The sequence below is a fragment of the Allobosea sp. GW823-FHT02B03 genome (assembly GCF_058797755.1).
Genome location: NZ_JBXAJY010000004.1, coordinates 409,843 through 423,600 on the forward strand (window position 1 = coordinate 409,843; position 13,758 = coordinate 423,600).

The following is a 13,758-nucleotide window of genomic DNA, read 5'->3' on the forward strand; positions in this document are numbered from 1 at the left end:
CGATTTGCCCGAGGGATTTCGGCGCGGCGAGGGCGGAATTGAGCCGGAAGGTGGAAAGGCGCCGGTAGGGCACGACCACCGGCCGGCGACGATGGCAGGCCCTTGCCGCCGCCAGGACGGTTTTCGCTACGTCAGGAAGCCTTTCGGCCGCACTCAGCTGCGCAGGCCCGGCGCCTCCTGGCCGGTGCTGGCGACATATTCGGTGTAGCCGCCGCCATAAAGGTGGACGCCGTCCGGCGTCAGCTCGAGCACGCGGTTCGAGAGCGCCGCCAGGAAATGGCGGTCGTGGCTGACGAAGAGCATGGTGCCCTCGTACTGGGCCAGCGCCGTGATCAGCATCTCCTTGGTGGCGATGTCGAGATGGTTGGTCGGCTCGTCGAGCACCAGGAAATTCGGCGGATCGTAGAGCATCTTGGCCATGACGAGCCGTGCCTTCTCGCCGCCCGAGAGGAAGCGGCAGCGCTTCTCGACATCGTCGCCCGAGAAGCCGAAGCAGCCGGCGAGCGCCCGCAGCGAGCCCTGGCCTGCCTGCGGGAAGGAGCCCTCCAGCGATTCGAAGACCGTGGCGTCGCCGTCGAGCAGCTCCATGGCGTGCTGGGCGAAATAGCCCATCTTGACGCTGGCGCCGATGGCGACGGAGCCGTCATCGGGTTTGGACGAGCCGGCGATCAGCTTCAGCAGGGTCGACTTGCCGGCGCCGTTGACGCCCATCACACACCAGCGCTCCTTGCGCCGCACCTGGAAGTCGAGCCCCTCATAGATGCTGCGACTGCCATAGCGGACATGGATGTTCTTCAGCGTCGCCACGTCCTCGCCGGAGCGCGGCGCCGGCTGGAACTCGAACTGCACGGTCTGGCGACGGCGCGGCGGCTCGACCCGGTCGATCTTGTCGAGCTTCTTGACGCGGCTCTGGACCTGCGCGGCATGCGAGGCGCGGGCCTTGAAGCGCTCGATGAAGGCGATCTCCTTGGCGAGCATCGCCTGCTGGCGCTCGAACTGCGCCTGCTGCTGCTTTTCGGCGAGCGCCCGCTGCTGCTGGTAGAATTCGTAATCGCCGGAATAGCTGGTCAGCGTACCGCCATCGATCTCGATGATCTTGCCGACGATGCGGTTCATGAACTCGCGGTCGTGCGAGGTCATCAGCAGGGCGCCGTCATAGCCCTTGAGGAAGCTCTCCAGCCAGATCAGGCTTTCGAGGTCGAGATGGTTGCTCGGCTCGTCGAGCAGCATGGCGTCGGGCCGCATCAGGAGGATGCGGGCGAGGGCGACGCGCATCTTCCAGCCGCCGGAAAGCGCGCCGACATCGCCGTCCATCATCTCCTGAGTGAAGCCGAGCCCGGCCAGCACCTCTCGGGCGCGGCCGTCGAGCGCGTAGCCGTCGAGCTCCTCGAAGCGGCCCTGCACCTCGCCATAGCGGGCGATCAGCGCCTCCATCTCGTCGGCGCGGTCGGGATCGCCGAGCGCCGTCTCGAGCTCCTTCAGCTCGGCCGCTACGGAGCTGACCGGGCCAGCGCCGTCCATCACCTCGGAGACGGCGCTGCGGCCGGCCATGTCGCCAACATCCTGGCTGAAATAGCCGATCGTGGTGCCGCGATCGACCGCGACCTGCCCCTCATCCGGCAGTTCCTCGCCGGTGATCATCCGGAACAGCGTGGTCTTGCCCGCGCCGTTGGGGCCGACAAGGCCGATCTTCTCGCCCTTCTGCAAGGCGGCCGAGGCCTCGATGAAGATGATCTGGCGGCCGTTCTGCTTGCCGATGCTTTCGAGGCGAATCATGGGGTCCGGGAGGTTTTCAAGATCTGGAGTTGCCGCGCGTTTACAGGCTGAGGGACGCGCGCGGAACCCCGTAGCGTGCCGGATCAGCCCTTTGCGCTGCGCGCGACCATGGCGCTGATCGTCTCGAACAGCTCGCGCTTCGCCTCGTCGGCGCCGATTTCCTGCGTCGCGGCGGCGTGCGACAGCCCTTCGGCGGCGCCGAGCATGGCGCGTAAGCCCGCGGTCGGGATCGTCCCGCCGGCGGCGAAGGGCGCGAGCAGGGCCCGGCATTTCTCCAGGAAGATCAGGTCGCAGTCGCGCTTGACCGCGGCGAGCTCGGGCGAGCCGGCGAGCGCCGCCATGACGCCGGGGATCTCGCGCCCCTGGGTCAGGACGCAGTCGACATAGGAGGAGGCGATCGCCCCGGCCTTGCCGGCGAGGCTCGCCTCGCTGCTTTCGAGCGCGGCCTCCATGATCGCGTATTCCCGCATGTCGAAGTCGCGATAGAGCGCGATCAACAGGGCGCTGCGGGTCGGAAAGTGGCTGTAGACCACCGGCTTGGTGACGCCCGCCCGCTCGGCCAGGCGCCCGAGCGTCAGGGCGTCAGTGCCCTCGTCACCGACGATCCGCCAGGCGGTTTCGATAAGCTGGCGTTGGCGGTCCTCGCGCGTCAGGCGCTGACGGCGCGGCTGTTCGGCATTCTGGCTTGACATGTCTTATATACCAAAAGTAATTTACTAAAAGTATATAACGACATCCGCCCGATCGCAATCACCGCAGGAGAGAGCGCATGCATGCCCTCGTCGTCGTCGCCAATCCCGATCCCGCTTCGCTCAGCCAGGCCGTGACGCAGGCGCTCGCCGAAGGCGTTTCCAGTGCCGGCCATAGCGTCGAGATCGCCGATCTCGCCAAGGAAGGGTTCGACCCGCGTTTCTCGATGAGTGATCTCGCCGTTCATCGCCGCGAGATCGCCCAGCCCGCCGACATCGCCTTCGAGCAGGCGCGGATCGACCGGGCCGATGCGCTGGTGCTGGTCTATCCGGTCTACTGGTGGTCGATGCCGGCGCTGATGAAGGGCTGGATCGAGCGCGTCTTCGCCAATGGCTGGGCCTATGACGAAGGGGCTGACCTGCAGACAGTCAAGAAGCTGGGGCATCTGCCGATCCATCTCGTCGGGATCGGGGGCGCCACCATGCGGACCTATGAGCGGCATGGCTATCTCAGCGCGATGAAGACGCAGATCGACCACGGCATCTTCGGCTATTGCGGCGCGCCGGTCGTGACCTCCGAGCTGTTGCTGCCGGTGCCGGAGATGTCGGAGCATCTCGATACGGCGCGGGCGCTCGGTAGCAAGGTGTTCGAGGCGGCAAACGAAGCCGCTGTAGCGGCGTAGGTGTGCATTTGCTCGTCATGGTCGGACTTGTCCCGACCATCCACGTCTTTGCTTCGCTAGTCGAACGTCGTGTTCAAGACGTGGATGCTCGCCACAAGGGCGAGCATGAGGGTATCAAGCGCGCCCGCGCAGGCTCGCCCCTGGCTTTACCCGCATCTCCAGGAAGTTGCTGAGCTCGGTCACCCGCTTGATCGGATCGAGAACTTCTTCGTCCAGCCCATGCGCCCAGGCAAGATCGCGGCGGGTCGGCTCGGCGTCGAGCGCGTCGAGATCGGCGAGCCAGCTTTCCGTGTCGGCCTCGTCGCGGCGAAAGCCGCGTTCGATCAGCACCTTGCTATGCCGCCGCAGGATCGTGGCGATCAGGCGCAGCGAGAATTCGGGATGGTACTGCACGCCCCAGAAGGTGCCGCCATCCCGGCGGAATTCGGCAGCCTGGATCGGGCTCATCGCGTTCGAGGCGAGGATGGTGGCGTCGGCAGGCGGGGCGACGATGCTGTCGAAATGGATCGCCGGCGCATCGAAGGCAGCGGGGCGGCCGGCGAGCAATGGATGCGAAGCGCCGGCTGCCGTCTTGGCGATGCGGCGCGCGAAGCCGATCTCGAGCCCGTTCGGGTTGAGCGCGACTGTGCCGCCGGCAGCGACCGCCGCGATCTGGATGCCCCAGCAGGAGCCGAAACAGGGTGTGCCGCTCTGATAGATCGCCCGCATCAGCTCGATCTGCCGGGTCACCGCCGGTTCCGGGCTGTGGATGTGTAGCGACGAACCGGTGAGCGCGATGCCGTCATAGGAGGAGAGACCGGTACCGTCAGGCAGATTGGCGCCTTCGTCGGCGGGCAGGCAGATATCCGTGACCAGCGACGGCTCGATCCGCCGGAGCTCGGCTGCGTAGGCTTCGCCGGGCGTTGCGCCGCTGTCGCGCGCATACTCCTCGCGCTGTTCGCGCTTGTAGCCATCGACGACGAGGACGCGGAGCGGTTTGGGGTTGAACACGTTCATGGCTTCCTCGGGACGTTTGCGTCCGGCGACGGGCTGCGTTGCGCCTCCTCTCATAGGAGAAGCGCCCTGTGCAAGGCTATGCAGGCGCTCCGCAGATATGAGGATCGCGCATCTTGCAGCCGGCCGCCTCCCTTCCGCAGCGCATCTGGGCCAATGCCTATCTGCTGCTGACGCTGACCACCTTACTCTGGGCGGGCAACGCGGTGGCAAGCAGGCTCGCCGTCGGCCAGATCGCACCGATGACCCTGACCTCGCTGCGCTGGGTCCTGGTCTGTGCCGTCATGCCGTACCTGTTCCGGCAAGGGCTGCGCGAGCACTGGCCGGTGTTGAAGGCGAACTGGCTCAAGGTCACGCTGCTCGGCGCCTTCGGCTTCACCGCCTTCAACACGCTGATGTACATCGCGGCCTATTCGACGACCGCGATCAACATCGGCATTCTGCAGGGCTCGATCCCGGTCTTCGTGCTGCTCGGCGCCTTCCTCGCCTTCCGCACGCCGATCGGCGGGCTGCAGGCGCTCGGCGTCACCGTCACCATCATCGGCGTGCTGGTCACGGCGAGCCGCGGCGACTGGCACACCCTGCTGCAGCTCAGCTTCGTGCCGGGCGATCTCTGGATGATCATCGCCTGCCTGCTCTATGCCGGCTACACCGTCGGCATCCGCACGCGCCCGCCGATGCCCGGGCTGATCTTCTTCACGGCTATGGCGATGGTCGCCTGCCTGGTCTCGCTGCCGCTGCTCGCGGCCGAGATCGCCGCCGGCCAGGCCTATTGGCCGACGCTGACCGGCTGGTTGATCCTGATCTATGTGGTGCTCGGCCCTTCGATGGCGTCGCAGCTCTTCTTCATGCGGGCGATCGAATTGATCGGCCCCGGCCGCGCCGGCGTCTTCGTCAACCTGGTCCCGGTGTTCGCACCGCTGCTTGCCGTCGCGATCCTCGGCGAGCAGCTCGCGCTCTATCACGCGCTGGCGCTGGCGCTGGTGCTCGGCGGCATCTGGATCGCCGAGCGCAAGCGCTGAGCCTTAGAGCCGGATCCGATCAGATTGGATCAGTCTGATCGGAACGGGTTCTAGCGCAGGCTTTCCACCGTAAGCCGCGCGACCGCTGCATGGGCGGCCTCGCGGGCCTCGACACTCGCCTGCGAACCGGCGAGGTAGACCGCGATGGCGAAGCGGCGGCCGTCCGGCAGGGTGACGATGCCGATATCGTTGGTGGCGTGGTTGAGGCCGTCGGCGCTCGGTCCGAGTCCGGTCTTGTGGGCGAAGCGCGCGCCGTCGGGCAGGCCGGCGCGGATGCGCTGCGGCCCGCTCTTGGTCTCCAGGATGATCTTCTCGAGCAGGGTAGTGTGCGCGGGCTCGCGCAGCCAGTTGCCCTTGGCAAGTGCTTCGAGGAAAGCGGCCGAGGCATCGGGGCTGGCCGCGTCGCGCTTGTCCTTCAGCGTCGCCTCCAGCGTCTTGCGGCGCTCTGCGGCCGGGATCGCCTGGATCGCCTTGTAGAAGGCGGCGGTGTCGATTGGCTTGTCCCAGGCATAGCCGGGCAGGCCGAGGATCTCCGGCTGGAAGACGCGCTCATAGCGGTCGACCGAGATGCCTGGGACGCCGCCATCCTTCAGCATCGCCGTCAACACCTGCGGGCCGCCGATCAGGCGCAGCAGCAGGTCGGCGGCGGTGTTGTCGCTGTCGCCCGTCGAGCGGATCAGGAGGTCGCGCAGCGCGTATTCGTTGCGTTCGCCCTTGAAGGCCTTGGCGAGCGGGCTGTGATAGAGCGAGAGATCGTTGCGGGTGACGGTGATCTTCTGGTCGAGCTTGAACTTGCCGGCCTCGACCGCCTGCAGCACCGCGACCGCCAGCGGCAGCTTGAACACGCTCTGCAGCGGGAAGGGCTCGGCGCCGCGATGCGACCAGCTCTTGCGGTCCTTCAGATCGAGAAGCGCGACGCCGAGGCGCCCTTTCGCCGCCTGCTCGATGGATTTGATCCCGGCATCGAGCTTGGCCCTGTCCCAGTCGGCGAAGGCGGGCGAGGCGGCAAGGCAGGCGAGGGCGAAGGTGGCGGTACGCAGCATCAGTGTCTCCATGTCGGCCGCCACAGGACGGGGCGATTGCGGCGCGAATGGGAGCGTCGAGGACATGCCAGCCGCCAAAGTGGCGGTTGTGGTTAAATGCAACCTATGATAGATGTTTCCCCTGTTTCATAATCAATGATTGCATCGGGCCTCTCTTCGACCGGGCGGCCGTCGACACCGCATCCGGCAGGAGAGGCGGAGTGGGCACGCTCGCTTTCATCACGGGCGCAATCAGGCGTGTCGCATCGCTGCGTCGGCGCGCTGGCGTGGTCGAGGCCAGATGTGCCGGAAGTGCACCCTTGCCCTCTGAGCGTCGGCTCGAAAGGTCGAGCCTGCCGTTCCAGCGAGGTCCGTGCTTTGCCGCCGGGGCAGGCCGGCCATCTGAGCTCGACAGGACGCTCGCAGTCCTAGCGCGAGGCAATTCGCGCAAACGCTGCCGGCATAACCCCATGGGGTGGCGCAAGAGGTGGGCGGCGGATCTCGCCCGGGCCCGCGACGCCTCGGGCCCCAGACGCTCAAGCTGTTCGACAAGCTGAAATAGCCGGCCGCGGGCTGCGCGGCGCAAGGGGGAGCGTGTCGTGTACAAGGTCAGGAACCACAAGCTGGCAAGCGGCGCCAGCAATGTCCCATTCGTCAGATCGCCCAACATCGGCGGCGCGCTCGCGCCGAAATTCCTGCTGATCCATTTCACGGCGAGCGGCCCCGGCGCCGATATTCCCAGCTACTTCGCCAAGCCGTCCGCCAGGGTCTCGGCGCATCTGGTGATTAGCCGCAGCGGCGCCATTACCCAATGCGTTCCGTTCAACGTCGTCGGTTGGCATGCCGGCAGAAGTCGCTGGACCGACAAGACCGGCCGCTATTACGAGGGGCTCAACCAGCACGCGATCGGCATCGAGATCGAAAACTGGGGTGCGTTGCGACGCACAGGATCAGGCTGGGTGTCGTGGACCGACGCAGCAGTCGATGCCGGCAAGGTGATCGAGGCCAGGCACAAATTCGGCACGCCCAATGGCGGCTGGGAAACCTTCACAGAGGCGCAGGTCAAAGCGACGCTGGAGGCGGCGCGGGCGATCTGCGTCGAATACGCCATAGACGAGATCATCGGCCATGACGACATCTCGCCTGGGCGCAAATCGGATCCCGGACCGGCCTGGAACATGAACTCGTTCAGGGCGAAGGTGCTGGGGCGCGATGATACTGGTCCGCCGACCTGGATCGTCCGCTCGCCGACCGGGCTCAACATCCGCGCGGGCGCCGGCATGGAGCATCCCGCCTTGCGCCCGCAGCCGCTGCCGGACGGCACGGAGGTGATCGTCCACGAAGCGTCCGGGCAATGGCGCTTCGTCTCGGTGCTGAATGCCGCCGGCCAGCCCGATTTCTCGGGCTGGGTGCATGGCGGCTTCCTGTATGAAAGCTGAGGTCGGGTGAGGCCCGCAGCCTCGCCGGCGGCGGGCTTCGCCCTGCCTCAGAACTTCAGCCGCCGCGCCCGCTTGACCATCGGGATCTCGTGGATCCGGGCGAGCAGCGCGTCCGAGATCGCCTCGTCGACGGCGACATAGCAGATCGCGTCGCCGCCCGGCTTGTCGCGGCCGAGATTGAAGGTCGCGACATTGACGCCGGCCTCGCCGAGCACGGAGCCGAACTGGCCGATGAAGCCCGGCTTGTCGGCATTGCGGACATAGAGCATGTGCGGCGCGAACTCGGCGTCGACCTGGATGTCGCGGATCTCGATGATGCGCGGCTTGCCGTCATGGAAGACGGTGCCGGAGGCATGGCGCGGCATGTCCTGCGCCTCGACGACGATGCGGATGACGCTTTCGAGATTGCCGGCGACCTCGCGGGTCAGCTCCTCGACGACGATACCCTTCTCCTTGGCGATCATGGTCGCGTTGACCATGTTGATCTCCGGCAGGAAGGGGCGCAGCACGCCGGTGATCGCGGCGGCCGAGATCGCCTTCAGGTTCAGCTTGGCGACCGCGCCTTCGTACTCGATGCGGATGCCCTTGACCTGCGCCTCGGTGAGCTGGCCGAGGAAGGAGCCGAGCTTCTCGGCGAGGTCGACGAAGGGCTTGATCCGCGGCGCTTCCTCGGCCGAGATCGAGGGGAAGTTCACCGCATTGGTGATCGCGCCCTTGAGCAGATAGTCGCTCATCTGCTCGGCGACCTGCAGGGCGACATTCTCCTGCGCCTCGTTGGTGCTCGCGCCGAGATGCGGCGTGCAGACGACATTGTCCAGACCGAAGAGCGGGTTCGTCTCGGCCGGCTCGGCCGAGAACACGTCGAAGGCGGCGCCGGCGACATGGCCGGACTTGATCAGCTCGGCCAGCGCCGCCTCGTCGACGAGGCCGCCGCGGGCGCAGTTGATGATGCGCACGCCCTTCTTGGTCTTGGCGAGGTTTTCCGCCGAGAGGATGTTCTTGGTCTTCTCGGTCATCGGGACGTGGAGGGTGATGAAGTCGGCGCGCTTCAGGAGCTCGTCGAGCTCGACCTTCTCGACACCCAGCTGCACCGCCCGTTCCGGCGAGAGATAGGGGTCGAAGGCGATGACGCGCATGCGCAGGCCGATGGCGCGCTCGGCGACGATCGAGCCGATATTGCCGCAGCCGATCAGGCCGAGCGTCTTGGCGGTGATCTCGACGCCCATGAAGCGATTCTTCTCCCACTTCCCGGCCTGGGTGGAGAGGTCGGCGGCGGGGATCTGGCGGGCGAGCGCGAACATCATGGCGATGGCGTGCTCGGCGGTGGTGATCGAATTGCCGAAGGGCGTGTTCATCACGATGATGCCGCGCGCCGTCGCGGCGGGGATCTCGACATTGTCGACGCCGATGCCGGCGCGGCCGATCACCTTGAGGTTCTTCGCCTCGGCGAGCAGCTTTGCGGTGGCTTTGGTCGCCGAGCGGATGGCGAGGCCGTCATAGTCGCCGATCACGGCGGCGAGCTTGTCCTTGTCCTTGCCGAGGGCCGGATCGAAGGTCACGTCGATGCCGCGATCCCGGAAGATCTGCACGGCGGCGGGGGAGAGGGCGTCCGAAATCAGGACTTTGGGGGCGGTCATGGGGATGGCTCCGGCGGCGCCGCGCTGCACGAGGAGCGTTTCGGCGCTGAGAGGGGGAGGGGACCCCGCCTGTCATTCCGGGGCGGCGAAGCCGAACCCGGAACCCATGACGGGGTACGACGCTGCGGTTCTGGATGAAGCGGTGGCGAGGGCTCGCCCGGTCCTGGGTTCCGGGTTCGCGGGCGAGAGCCCGCGCCCCGGAATGACAGGGCGAAGCGCCTCAGGCCGCCTTCTTGCCCAGCGAAGCCTTGGCCTCGTTGAAGGCGTAGCTGATCCAGGGCAGCAGCGCCTTGAGATCGCGGCTCTGGACGGTGGCGCCGCACCAGATGCGGAGGCCCGGAGGGGCGTCGCGGTAATGGCCGAGATCGTAGCCGGCGCCGGCCTTCTCGATGATCGAGACCACCTGCTTGGCGAAGGCCGCCTGCTGGTCGGCCGGCAGCGCGGTCACGGCCGGGTCGGTGAACTTGAGACACACCGAGGTGTTCGAACGCGTCTTCGGCTTCACCGCGAGGAAGTCGATCCAGTCGTTCTCGCGCACGAACTTGGCGAGGACGCGGGCATTGCCCTCGACCTTCTTCACCAGGCCGTCGAGCCCGCCGACCTTCTTCGCCCATTCCAGCGCGTCGATATAGTCCTCGACGCAGAGCATGGACGGGGTGTTGATGGTCTCGCCGACGAAGATGCCCTCGGAGAGCTTGCCGCCCGAGGTCATGCGGAAGACTTTTGGCAGCGGCCAGGCCGGCTTGTAGGTCACGAGCCGTTCGACGGCGCGCGGTGAAAGGATGATCATGCCGTGCGCGCCTTCGCCGCCGAGCACCTTCTGCCAGGAGAAGGTGACGACATCGAGCTTGGGCCAATCGAGGCGCTGGGCGAAGGCGGCCGAGGTCGCGTCGCAGATCGTCAGGCCTTCGCGGTCATCGGCGATCCAGCTGGCGTCGGCGACGCGCACGCCGGAGGTGGTGCCGTTCCAGGTGAAGACGACGTCGCGGTTCTTGGTGTCGACCTTCTTCAGATTCGGCAGCTCGCCATAGGGCGCCTCGAACAGGCGGACATCCTGCAGCTTGAGCTGCTTGACGACATCGGTGATCCAGCCGGAGCCGAAGCTCTCCCAGGCCAGCATGTCGACGCCGCGCGCGCCGAGCATCGACCACATCGCCATTTCCATGGCGCCGGTGTCGGAAGCGGGCACGATGCCGATGCGGTAATCGGCCGGGACCTGCAGAACCTCGCGGGTCAGGTCGATCGCGAGCTTGAGCTTGTCCTTGCCGATCTTGGCGCGGTGCGAGCGGCCGAGCGGCGCGTCACTGAGGGCTTTGAGGGTCCAGCCGGGGCGCTTGGCGCAGGGGCCGGACGAGAAATTGGGCACGCGCGGGCGCGCTGCCGGAATCGTATTCGCCATCGATGTCTCCATCCTTACAGATGGGCGCGCCTCGGTGGGGAGGCGTGTCCCGTCGACGGGGGTAGGATGGAGGGGCGGGGGGAGTCAAGGTGCCTGTTCTGCTTGTTTTAAACGCCTCGTAATCTTTAAGGTATTGTCGCTATTTTTTTTGTATTCTCGAACTTCATTGGGAGTAATGTACTTAGAAAGAGCGTCTAGAAAATTGCTCCAGGCATATTCGAAGTTATCATCAAATATTGATGCAATTTTTTCGCCCGATTCGGTTAGAATATAGACTGGAACAGCAGGGCCTCTTTCGTGTCCAATTAATGGTGCAATATTGCGATTGCTTTGAGCTATAAATGTGACAATTTTTTCGTATGCCACTGATGCGCGATCGTGATGCTTAATCCAAAGCTCTGTTCCTTGATCGTCAATTGTTTCAGTAAATAGTGAAATCTGTCCCGTTAATCCTGGATCAATTATTACTTCAGCAGATACAAGTTTTGCTAAAGCATCAAAACGAATTTCTCCAGAAAGGCATTTTGGTATCGTGTCATCAATTCTGTTTTTACAAATAGATTCAAATAATATGGCAGTCTCATTGTCCATTTCATCCAAAATCCGCATAGCTTTTCGGGAGATTGATCCCGGAGATTTTATTTCCGAAGAGAGAATTTTTCCCCATTTTATCCGAAGTTGCTCGTCGCTTGCATCTTCAGCGTATCTCTCAAATCGGCAAAGAAATTCCTCGTCCAGTGACTCCTTTCCAGATACCGATTGCTCTTTCGAGGGCGGATTTCTTTGAAGGTCATCAAAAGCTATGGATAAGACCAATTTTTTATTTTCAAGCTTGGTGGTCGTTGATTTGAGCTGCGCTCTAAGAGCCTCCTCGGCGAAGGCTGAGTCACTGACGATGCGGTCCGCGGTGGCCTTTCCTAGCGCTTGAATAATTTCCGCATGCGAGTGGCTAATCGCTCGACGTTCAGCGTTCTTGGCTTCTAAAGGGGCATTCACCACCTCAATAATATTGCCTACAAGGCGGTCAAACGCCGCTATGGCGCGGCTTTTTGCTTTCGCGTTGACCCCTGTGGGCGTGATGTCTGCTGAGAGCGAGGTCTCTTGATCCAAATGATCGCTCTTCATTCAGCCGCCCTTGTCCCCTGATTGTGGTAAGATGAAGTGCAGCAACGATAACTGCAACAGCCAGAAGCGCCCACTGTCATGGTCGCCCTTGTGGCGACCATCCATGTCTATGCAACGCTTCGATTGACCATCCGAGCGCCTTGCGCCGGTTCACCTGCCATTGGCGTTGCAAGGCGTGGATGGTCGGGGCAGGCCCAACTATGACGGGAGGCTCGAGCGATCGCTGGACGGGCTGCTCGGCACGATTAGCCAGGAATCGGACACCGATTGCCTGAGAATCCGGGAAAGGATGGCGATACATGGATAGCCGCGAACTTAACGGAGGTCGTGGTGACGCTTCTTCAGATGGCCTATCTCTTGATTGCATTCTCGTATGTCGTCGCAGCTGTTGCGCTATATGCCGGGCATTAGCCGGCAACTTATCCCCGCCCTCTGAACCTCCCGTATGATCCCCCGCATCCCATCCCCGAGGGGCGGCCGACCGGAGGCACGCTGATTGGCGGGGTGGGTGCGGCGCCTGCGGCCGGGCTTGCAACCCGGTCCCGGGAGGCTTCGGGAACCGCAACCTGAACCCCTCTCCTGGAAGGAGAGGGGCAGGGGTGAGGTGTTCGGAGCGGAAACGCTGGCCTGAACCCGAGCGCGCGGTGAGGGCGGAGCGGCGCTGGTCGAGCGGCGTACACCTCACCCTGCCCTCTCCTTACAGGAGAGGGTTTTGGGTCGACGTTCCGGTGCCCCGTCGCGTCCTCGATTTCGTCGCGCCATTTGTCCCAGACGCACTGCCACGGCGAAGCGTGACGTAAAACCCCTCTCCTTACAGGAGAGGGTTCTATGGTGTGCATGCTGCTCTGATCCGCGCGATGACGGCGTCGCGGTCGTCCAGCACCTCATCGTTGCGGAAGCGGATCAGCATGAAGCCGTGGCGCTCGATCTCCTCCGTGCGGGTGGCGTCGTAGTCCTGATCCCAGCCATGCTGGCGGCCGTCGAGCTCGATGACGAGCTTGCGTTCCGGGCAGAGGAAATCGACGGTGTAGCCGAGGAGCGGTTCCTGCCGGCGGAACTTCAGCCCGCCGAGGCGGCGGCCGCGCAGCAGGTCCCAGAGGACGTCCTCCGGCCCGGTCGCCTGCCGGCGCAGCCTTCTGGCGAATTGCCGGCGTTCGTCGGCCATGAAGCCCCTTCACAATGCAGGCGCGGGGAACCCTCTCCTGGAAGGAGAGGGCAGGGTGAGGTGTTCGGACCGGAAACGCCAGCCTGAACCTGACCGCGCGGCGAGGGAAAGCGGCGCTGGTCGAACGGCATACACCTCACCCCTGCCCTCTCCTTCCAGGAGAGGGGTTTTGCGGCGCGGTTCCGCAAACTTATCCCCGCCCTCTGAACCGCCCGTATAATCCCCCGCATCCCATCCCCGAGGGGCGGCCGACCGGAGGCATGTCGTTTGGCGGGGTGGGTGCGGCGCCTGCGGGCGAGGGTTGCGCCTCGCTCCCGGGAGGCTTCGGGAACCGACCTGGGGACACTACGATCCCTGCGCGAGGAGCTCGCTAGCCGGACCTGCCCGCCGATCGTGAACCGCCCGAGCGCCGATGCGACGACCCGATGAGGGGAACTGGCGAAGGCGACGAGCGGGATCGGGGCAAGGTCCGAATGAAGCGCGGCCCGGAGTTTTCAAATCGCCGCCTGGCGGAGCGCCACGGGGCGTGCGGATGGGGATCCATCCGCGCCGCTTCCTGGCTCAATGGAAGCGGATACCAAACCGCGCCTCGCGGCGCTCCGCTGCCCCTCATTTGCGACAACGCCCGCAGGATGCGCCTGCGGGCGGGGACGGCGTTTGGGCGCGGGAGGCGCGACCTACCCCCTCTCCCCTTGCGGGAGAGGGCTGGGGTGAGGGGTCTCGCGACCTGACGGGACTAGCCTCCTGCCTGCCGTCGAAGTCGGAAGGCGCGGCGCGACCCCTCATCCGGCGCTGCGCGCCACCTTCT

11 protein-coding genes are annotated in these 13,758 nt (G+C 65.0%); 3 read left to right on the top strand and 8 right to left on the bottom strand.

Features of this window, described 5'->3' with window-relative positions; genetic code table 11:
- Nucleotides 1–153: 153 nt before the first annotated feature.
- Entirely contained in the window at nucleotides 154–1,776 is a 1,623-nt protein-coding gene (locus tag AC1REK_RS15545; protein ID WP_492269351.1) for an ABC-F family ATP-binding cassette domain-containing protein, read from the bottom strand.
- An 83-nt stretch (nucleotides 1,777–1,859) separates the two neighbouring features.
- A complete protein-coding gene (locus AC1REK_RS15550; protein WP_492269350.1) occupies nucleotides 1,860–2,468 on the bottom strand; it encodes a TetR/AcrR family transcriptional regulator in 609 nt (202 codons plus the stop codon).
- Nucleotides 2,469–2,545: 77 nt separating this feature from the next.
- Here AC1REK_RS15550 and AC1REK_RS15555 point away from each other — a divergent pair, with 77 nt between their 5' ends.
- Nucleotides 2,546–3,148 carry an NAD(P)H-dependent oxidoreductase gene (locus AC1REK_RS15555; protein WP_492269349.1) on the top strand — a complete coding sequence of 201 codons (603 nt, stop codon included), beginning with the start codon at nucleotides 2,546–2,548 and terminating at the stop codon, nucleotides 3,146–3,148.
- 114 nt (nucleotides 3,149–3,262) lie between these two features.
- On the opposite strand, the gene AC1REK_RS15560 is transcribed toward AC1REK_RS15555, so the two are convergent.
- Nucleotides 3,263–4,144 carry a type 1 glutamine amidotransferase gene (locus tag AC1REK_RS15560; RefSeq protein WP_492269348.1) on the bottom strand — a complete coding sequence of 294 codons (882 nt, stop codon included), beginning with the start codon at nucleotides 4,142–4,144 and terminating at the stop codon, nucleotides 3,263–3,265.
- A 113-nt stretch (nucleotides 4,145–4,257) separates the two neighbouring features.
- Between AC1REK_RS15560 and AC1REK_RS15565 the strand changes: the two genes are divergently transcribed.
- Nucleotides 4,258–5,163 carry a DMT family transporter gene (locus AC1REK_RS15565; protein WP_327520903.1) on the top strand — a complete coding sequence of 302 codons (906 nt, stop codon included), beginning with the start codon at nucleotides 4,258–4,260 and terminating at the stop codon, nucleotides 5,161–5,163.
- Nucleotides 5,164–5,213: 50 nt separating this feature from the next.
- Here AC1REK_RS15565 and bla read toward each other — a convergent pair whose 3' ends face one another.
- Nucleotides 5,214–6,206: a class A beta-lactamase gene (gene bla, locus AC1REK_RS15570; protein WP_492269347.1), complete on the bottom strand. Its 993-nt coding sequence runs from the start codon at nucleotides 6,204–6,206 to the stop codon at nucleotides 5,214–5,216.
- Nucleotides 6,207–6,784: 578 nt separating this feature from the next.
- Between bla and AC1REK_RS15575 the strand changes: the two genes are divergently transcribed.
- A complete protein-coding gene (locus AC1REK_RS15575) occupies nucleotides 6,785–7,624 on the top strand; it encodes an N-acetylmuramoyl-L-alanine amidase (RefSeq protein ID WP_492269346.1) in 840 nt (279 codons plus the stop codon).
- Nucleotides 7,625–7,671: 47 nt separating this feature from the next.
- On the opposite strand, the gene serA is transcribed toward AC1REK_RS15575, so the two are convergent.
- From serA to AC1REK_RS15595, 4 genes are all read right to left on the bottom strand, one after another.
- Nucleotides 7,672–9,261, bottom strand: a complete 1,590-nt coding sequence (serA, locus tag AC1REK_RS15580) for a phosphoglycerate dehydrogenase (RefSeq protein ID WP_316021530.1) — start codon at nucleotides 9,259–9,261, stop codon at nucleotides 7,672–7,674.
- A gap of 220 nt (nucleotides 9,262–9,481) precedes the next feature.
- Nucleotides 9,482–10,660 (bottom strand): phosphoserine transaminase, encoded by a 1,179-nt coding sequence (locus AC1REK_RS15585; protein ID WP_492269345.1) that lies wholly within the window; start codon nucleotides 10,658–10,660, stop codon nucleotides 9,482–9,484.
- Between the two features lie 84 nt (nucleotides 10,661–10,744).
- Complete coding sequence (locus AC1REK_RS15590; RefSeq protein WP_492269344.1) at nucleotides 10,745–11,785, bottom strand: DUF2806 domain-containing protein; 1,041 nt, start codon at nucleotides 11,783–11,785, stop codon at nucleotides 10,745–10,747.
- Between the two features lie 826 nt (nucleotides 11,786–12,611).
- Complete coding sequence (locus AC1REK_RS15595; protein ID WP_492269343.1) at nucleotides 12,612–12,950, bottom strand: endonuclease domain-containing protein; 339 nt, start codon at nucleotides 12,948–12,950, stop codon at nucleotides 12,612–12,614.
- Between the last annotated feature and the right edge of the window lie 808 nt (nucleotides 12,951–13,758).

Bases quoted from the DNA above. Each gene is read 5' to 3' on its own strand.
- AC1REK_RS15545 (WP_492269351.1), bottom strand. From the start codon at position 1,776: ATGATTCGCCTCGAAAGCATCGGCAAGCAGAACGGCCGCCAGATCATC.
- AC1REK_RS15550 (WP_492269350.1), bottom strand. From the start codon at position 2,468: ATGTCAAGCCAGAATGCCGAACAGCCGCGCCGTCAGCGCCTGACGCGC.
- AC1REK_RS15555 (WP_492269349.1), top strand. From the start codon at position 2,546: ATGCATGCCCTCGTCGTCGTCGCCAATCCCGATCCCGCTTCGCTCAGC.
- AC1REK_RS15560 (WP_492269348.1), bottom strand. From the start codon at position 4,144: ATGAACGTGTTCAACCCCAAACCGCTCCGCGTCCTCGTCGTCGATGGC.
- bla (WP_492269347.1), bottom strand. From the start codon at position 6,206: ATGCTGCGTACCGCCACCTTCGCCCTCGCCTGCCTTGCCGCCTCGCCC.
- serA (WP_316021530.1), bottom strand. From the start codon at position 9,261: ATGACCGCCCCCAAAGTCCTGATTTCGGACGCCCTCTCCCCCGCCGCC.
- AC1REK_RS15585 (WP_492269345.1), bottom strand. From the start codon at position 10,660: ATGGCGAATACGATTCCGGCAGCGCGCCCGCGCGTGCCCAATTTCTCG.
- AC1REK_RS15590 (WP_492269344.1), bottom strand. From the start codon at position 11,785: ATGAAGAGCGATCATTTGGATCAAGAGACCTCGCTCTCAGCAGACATC.
- AC1REK_RS15595 (WP_492269343.1), bottom strand. From the start codon at position 12,950: ATGGCCGACGAACGCCGGCAATTCGCCAGAAGGCTGCGCCGGCAGGCG.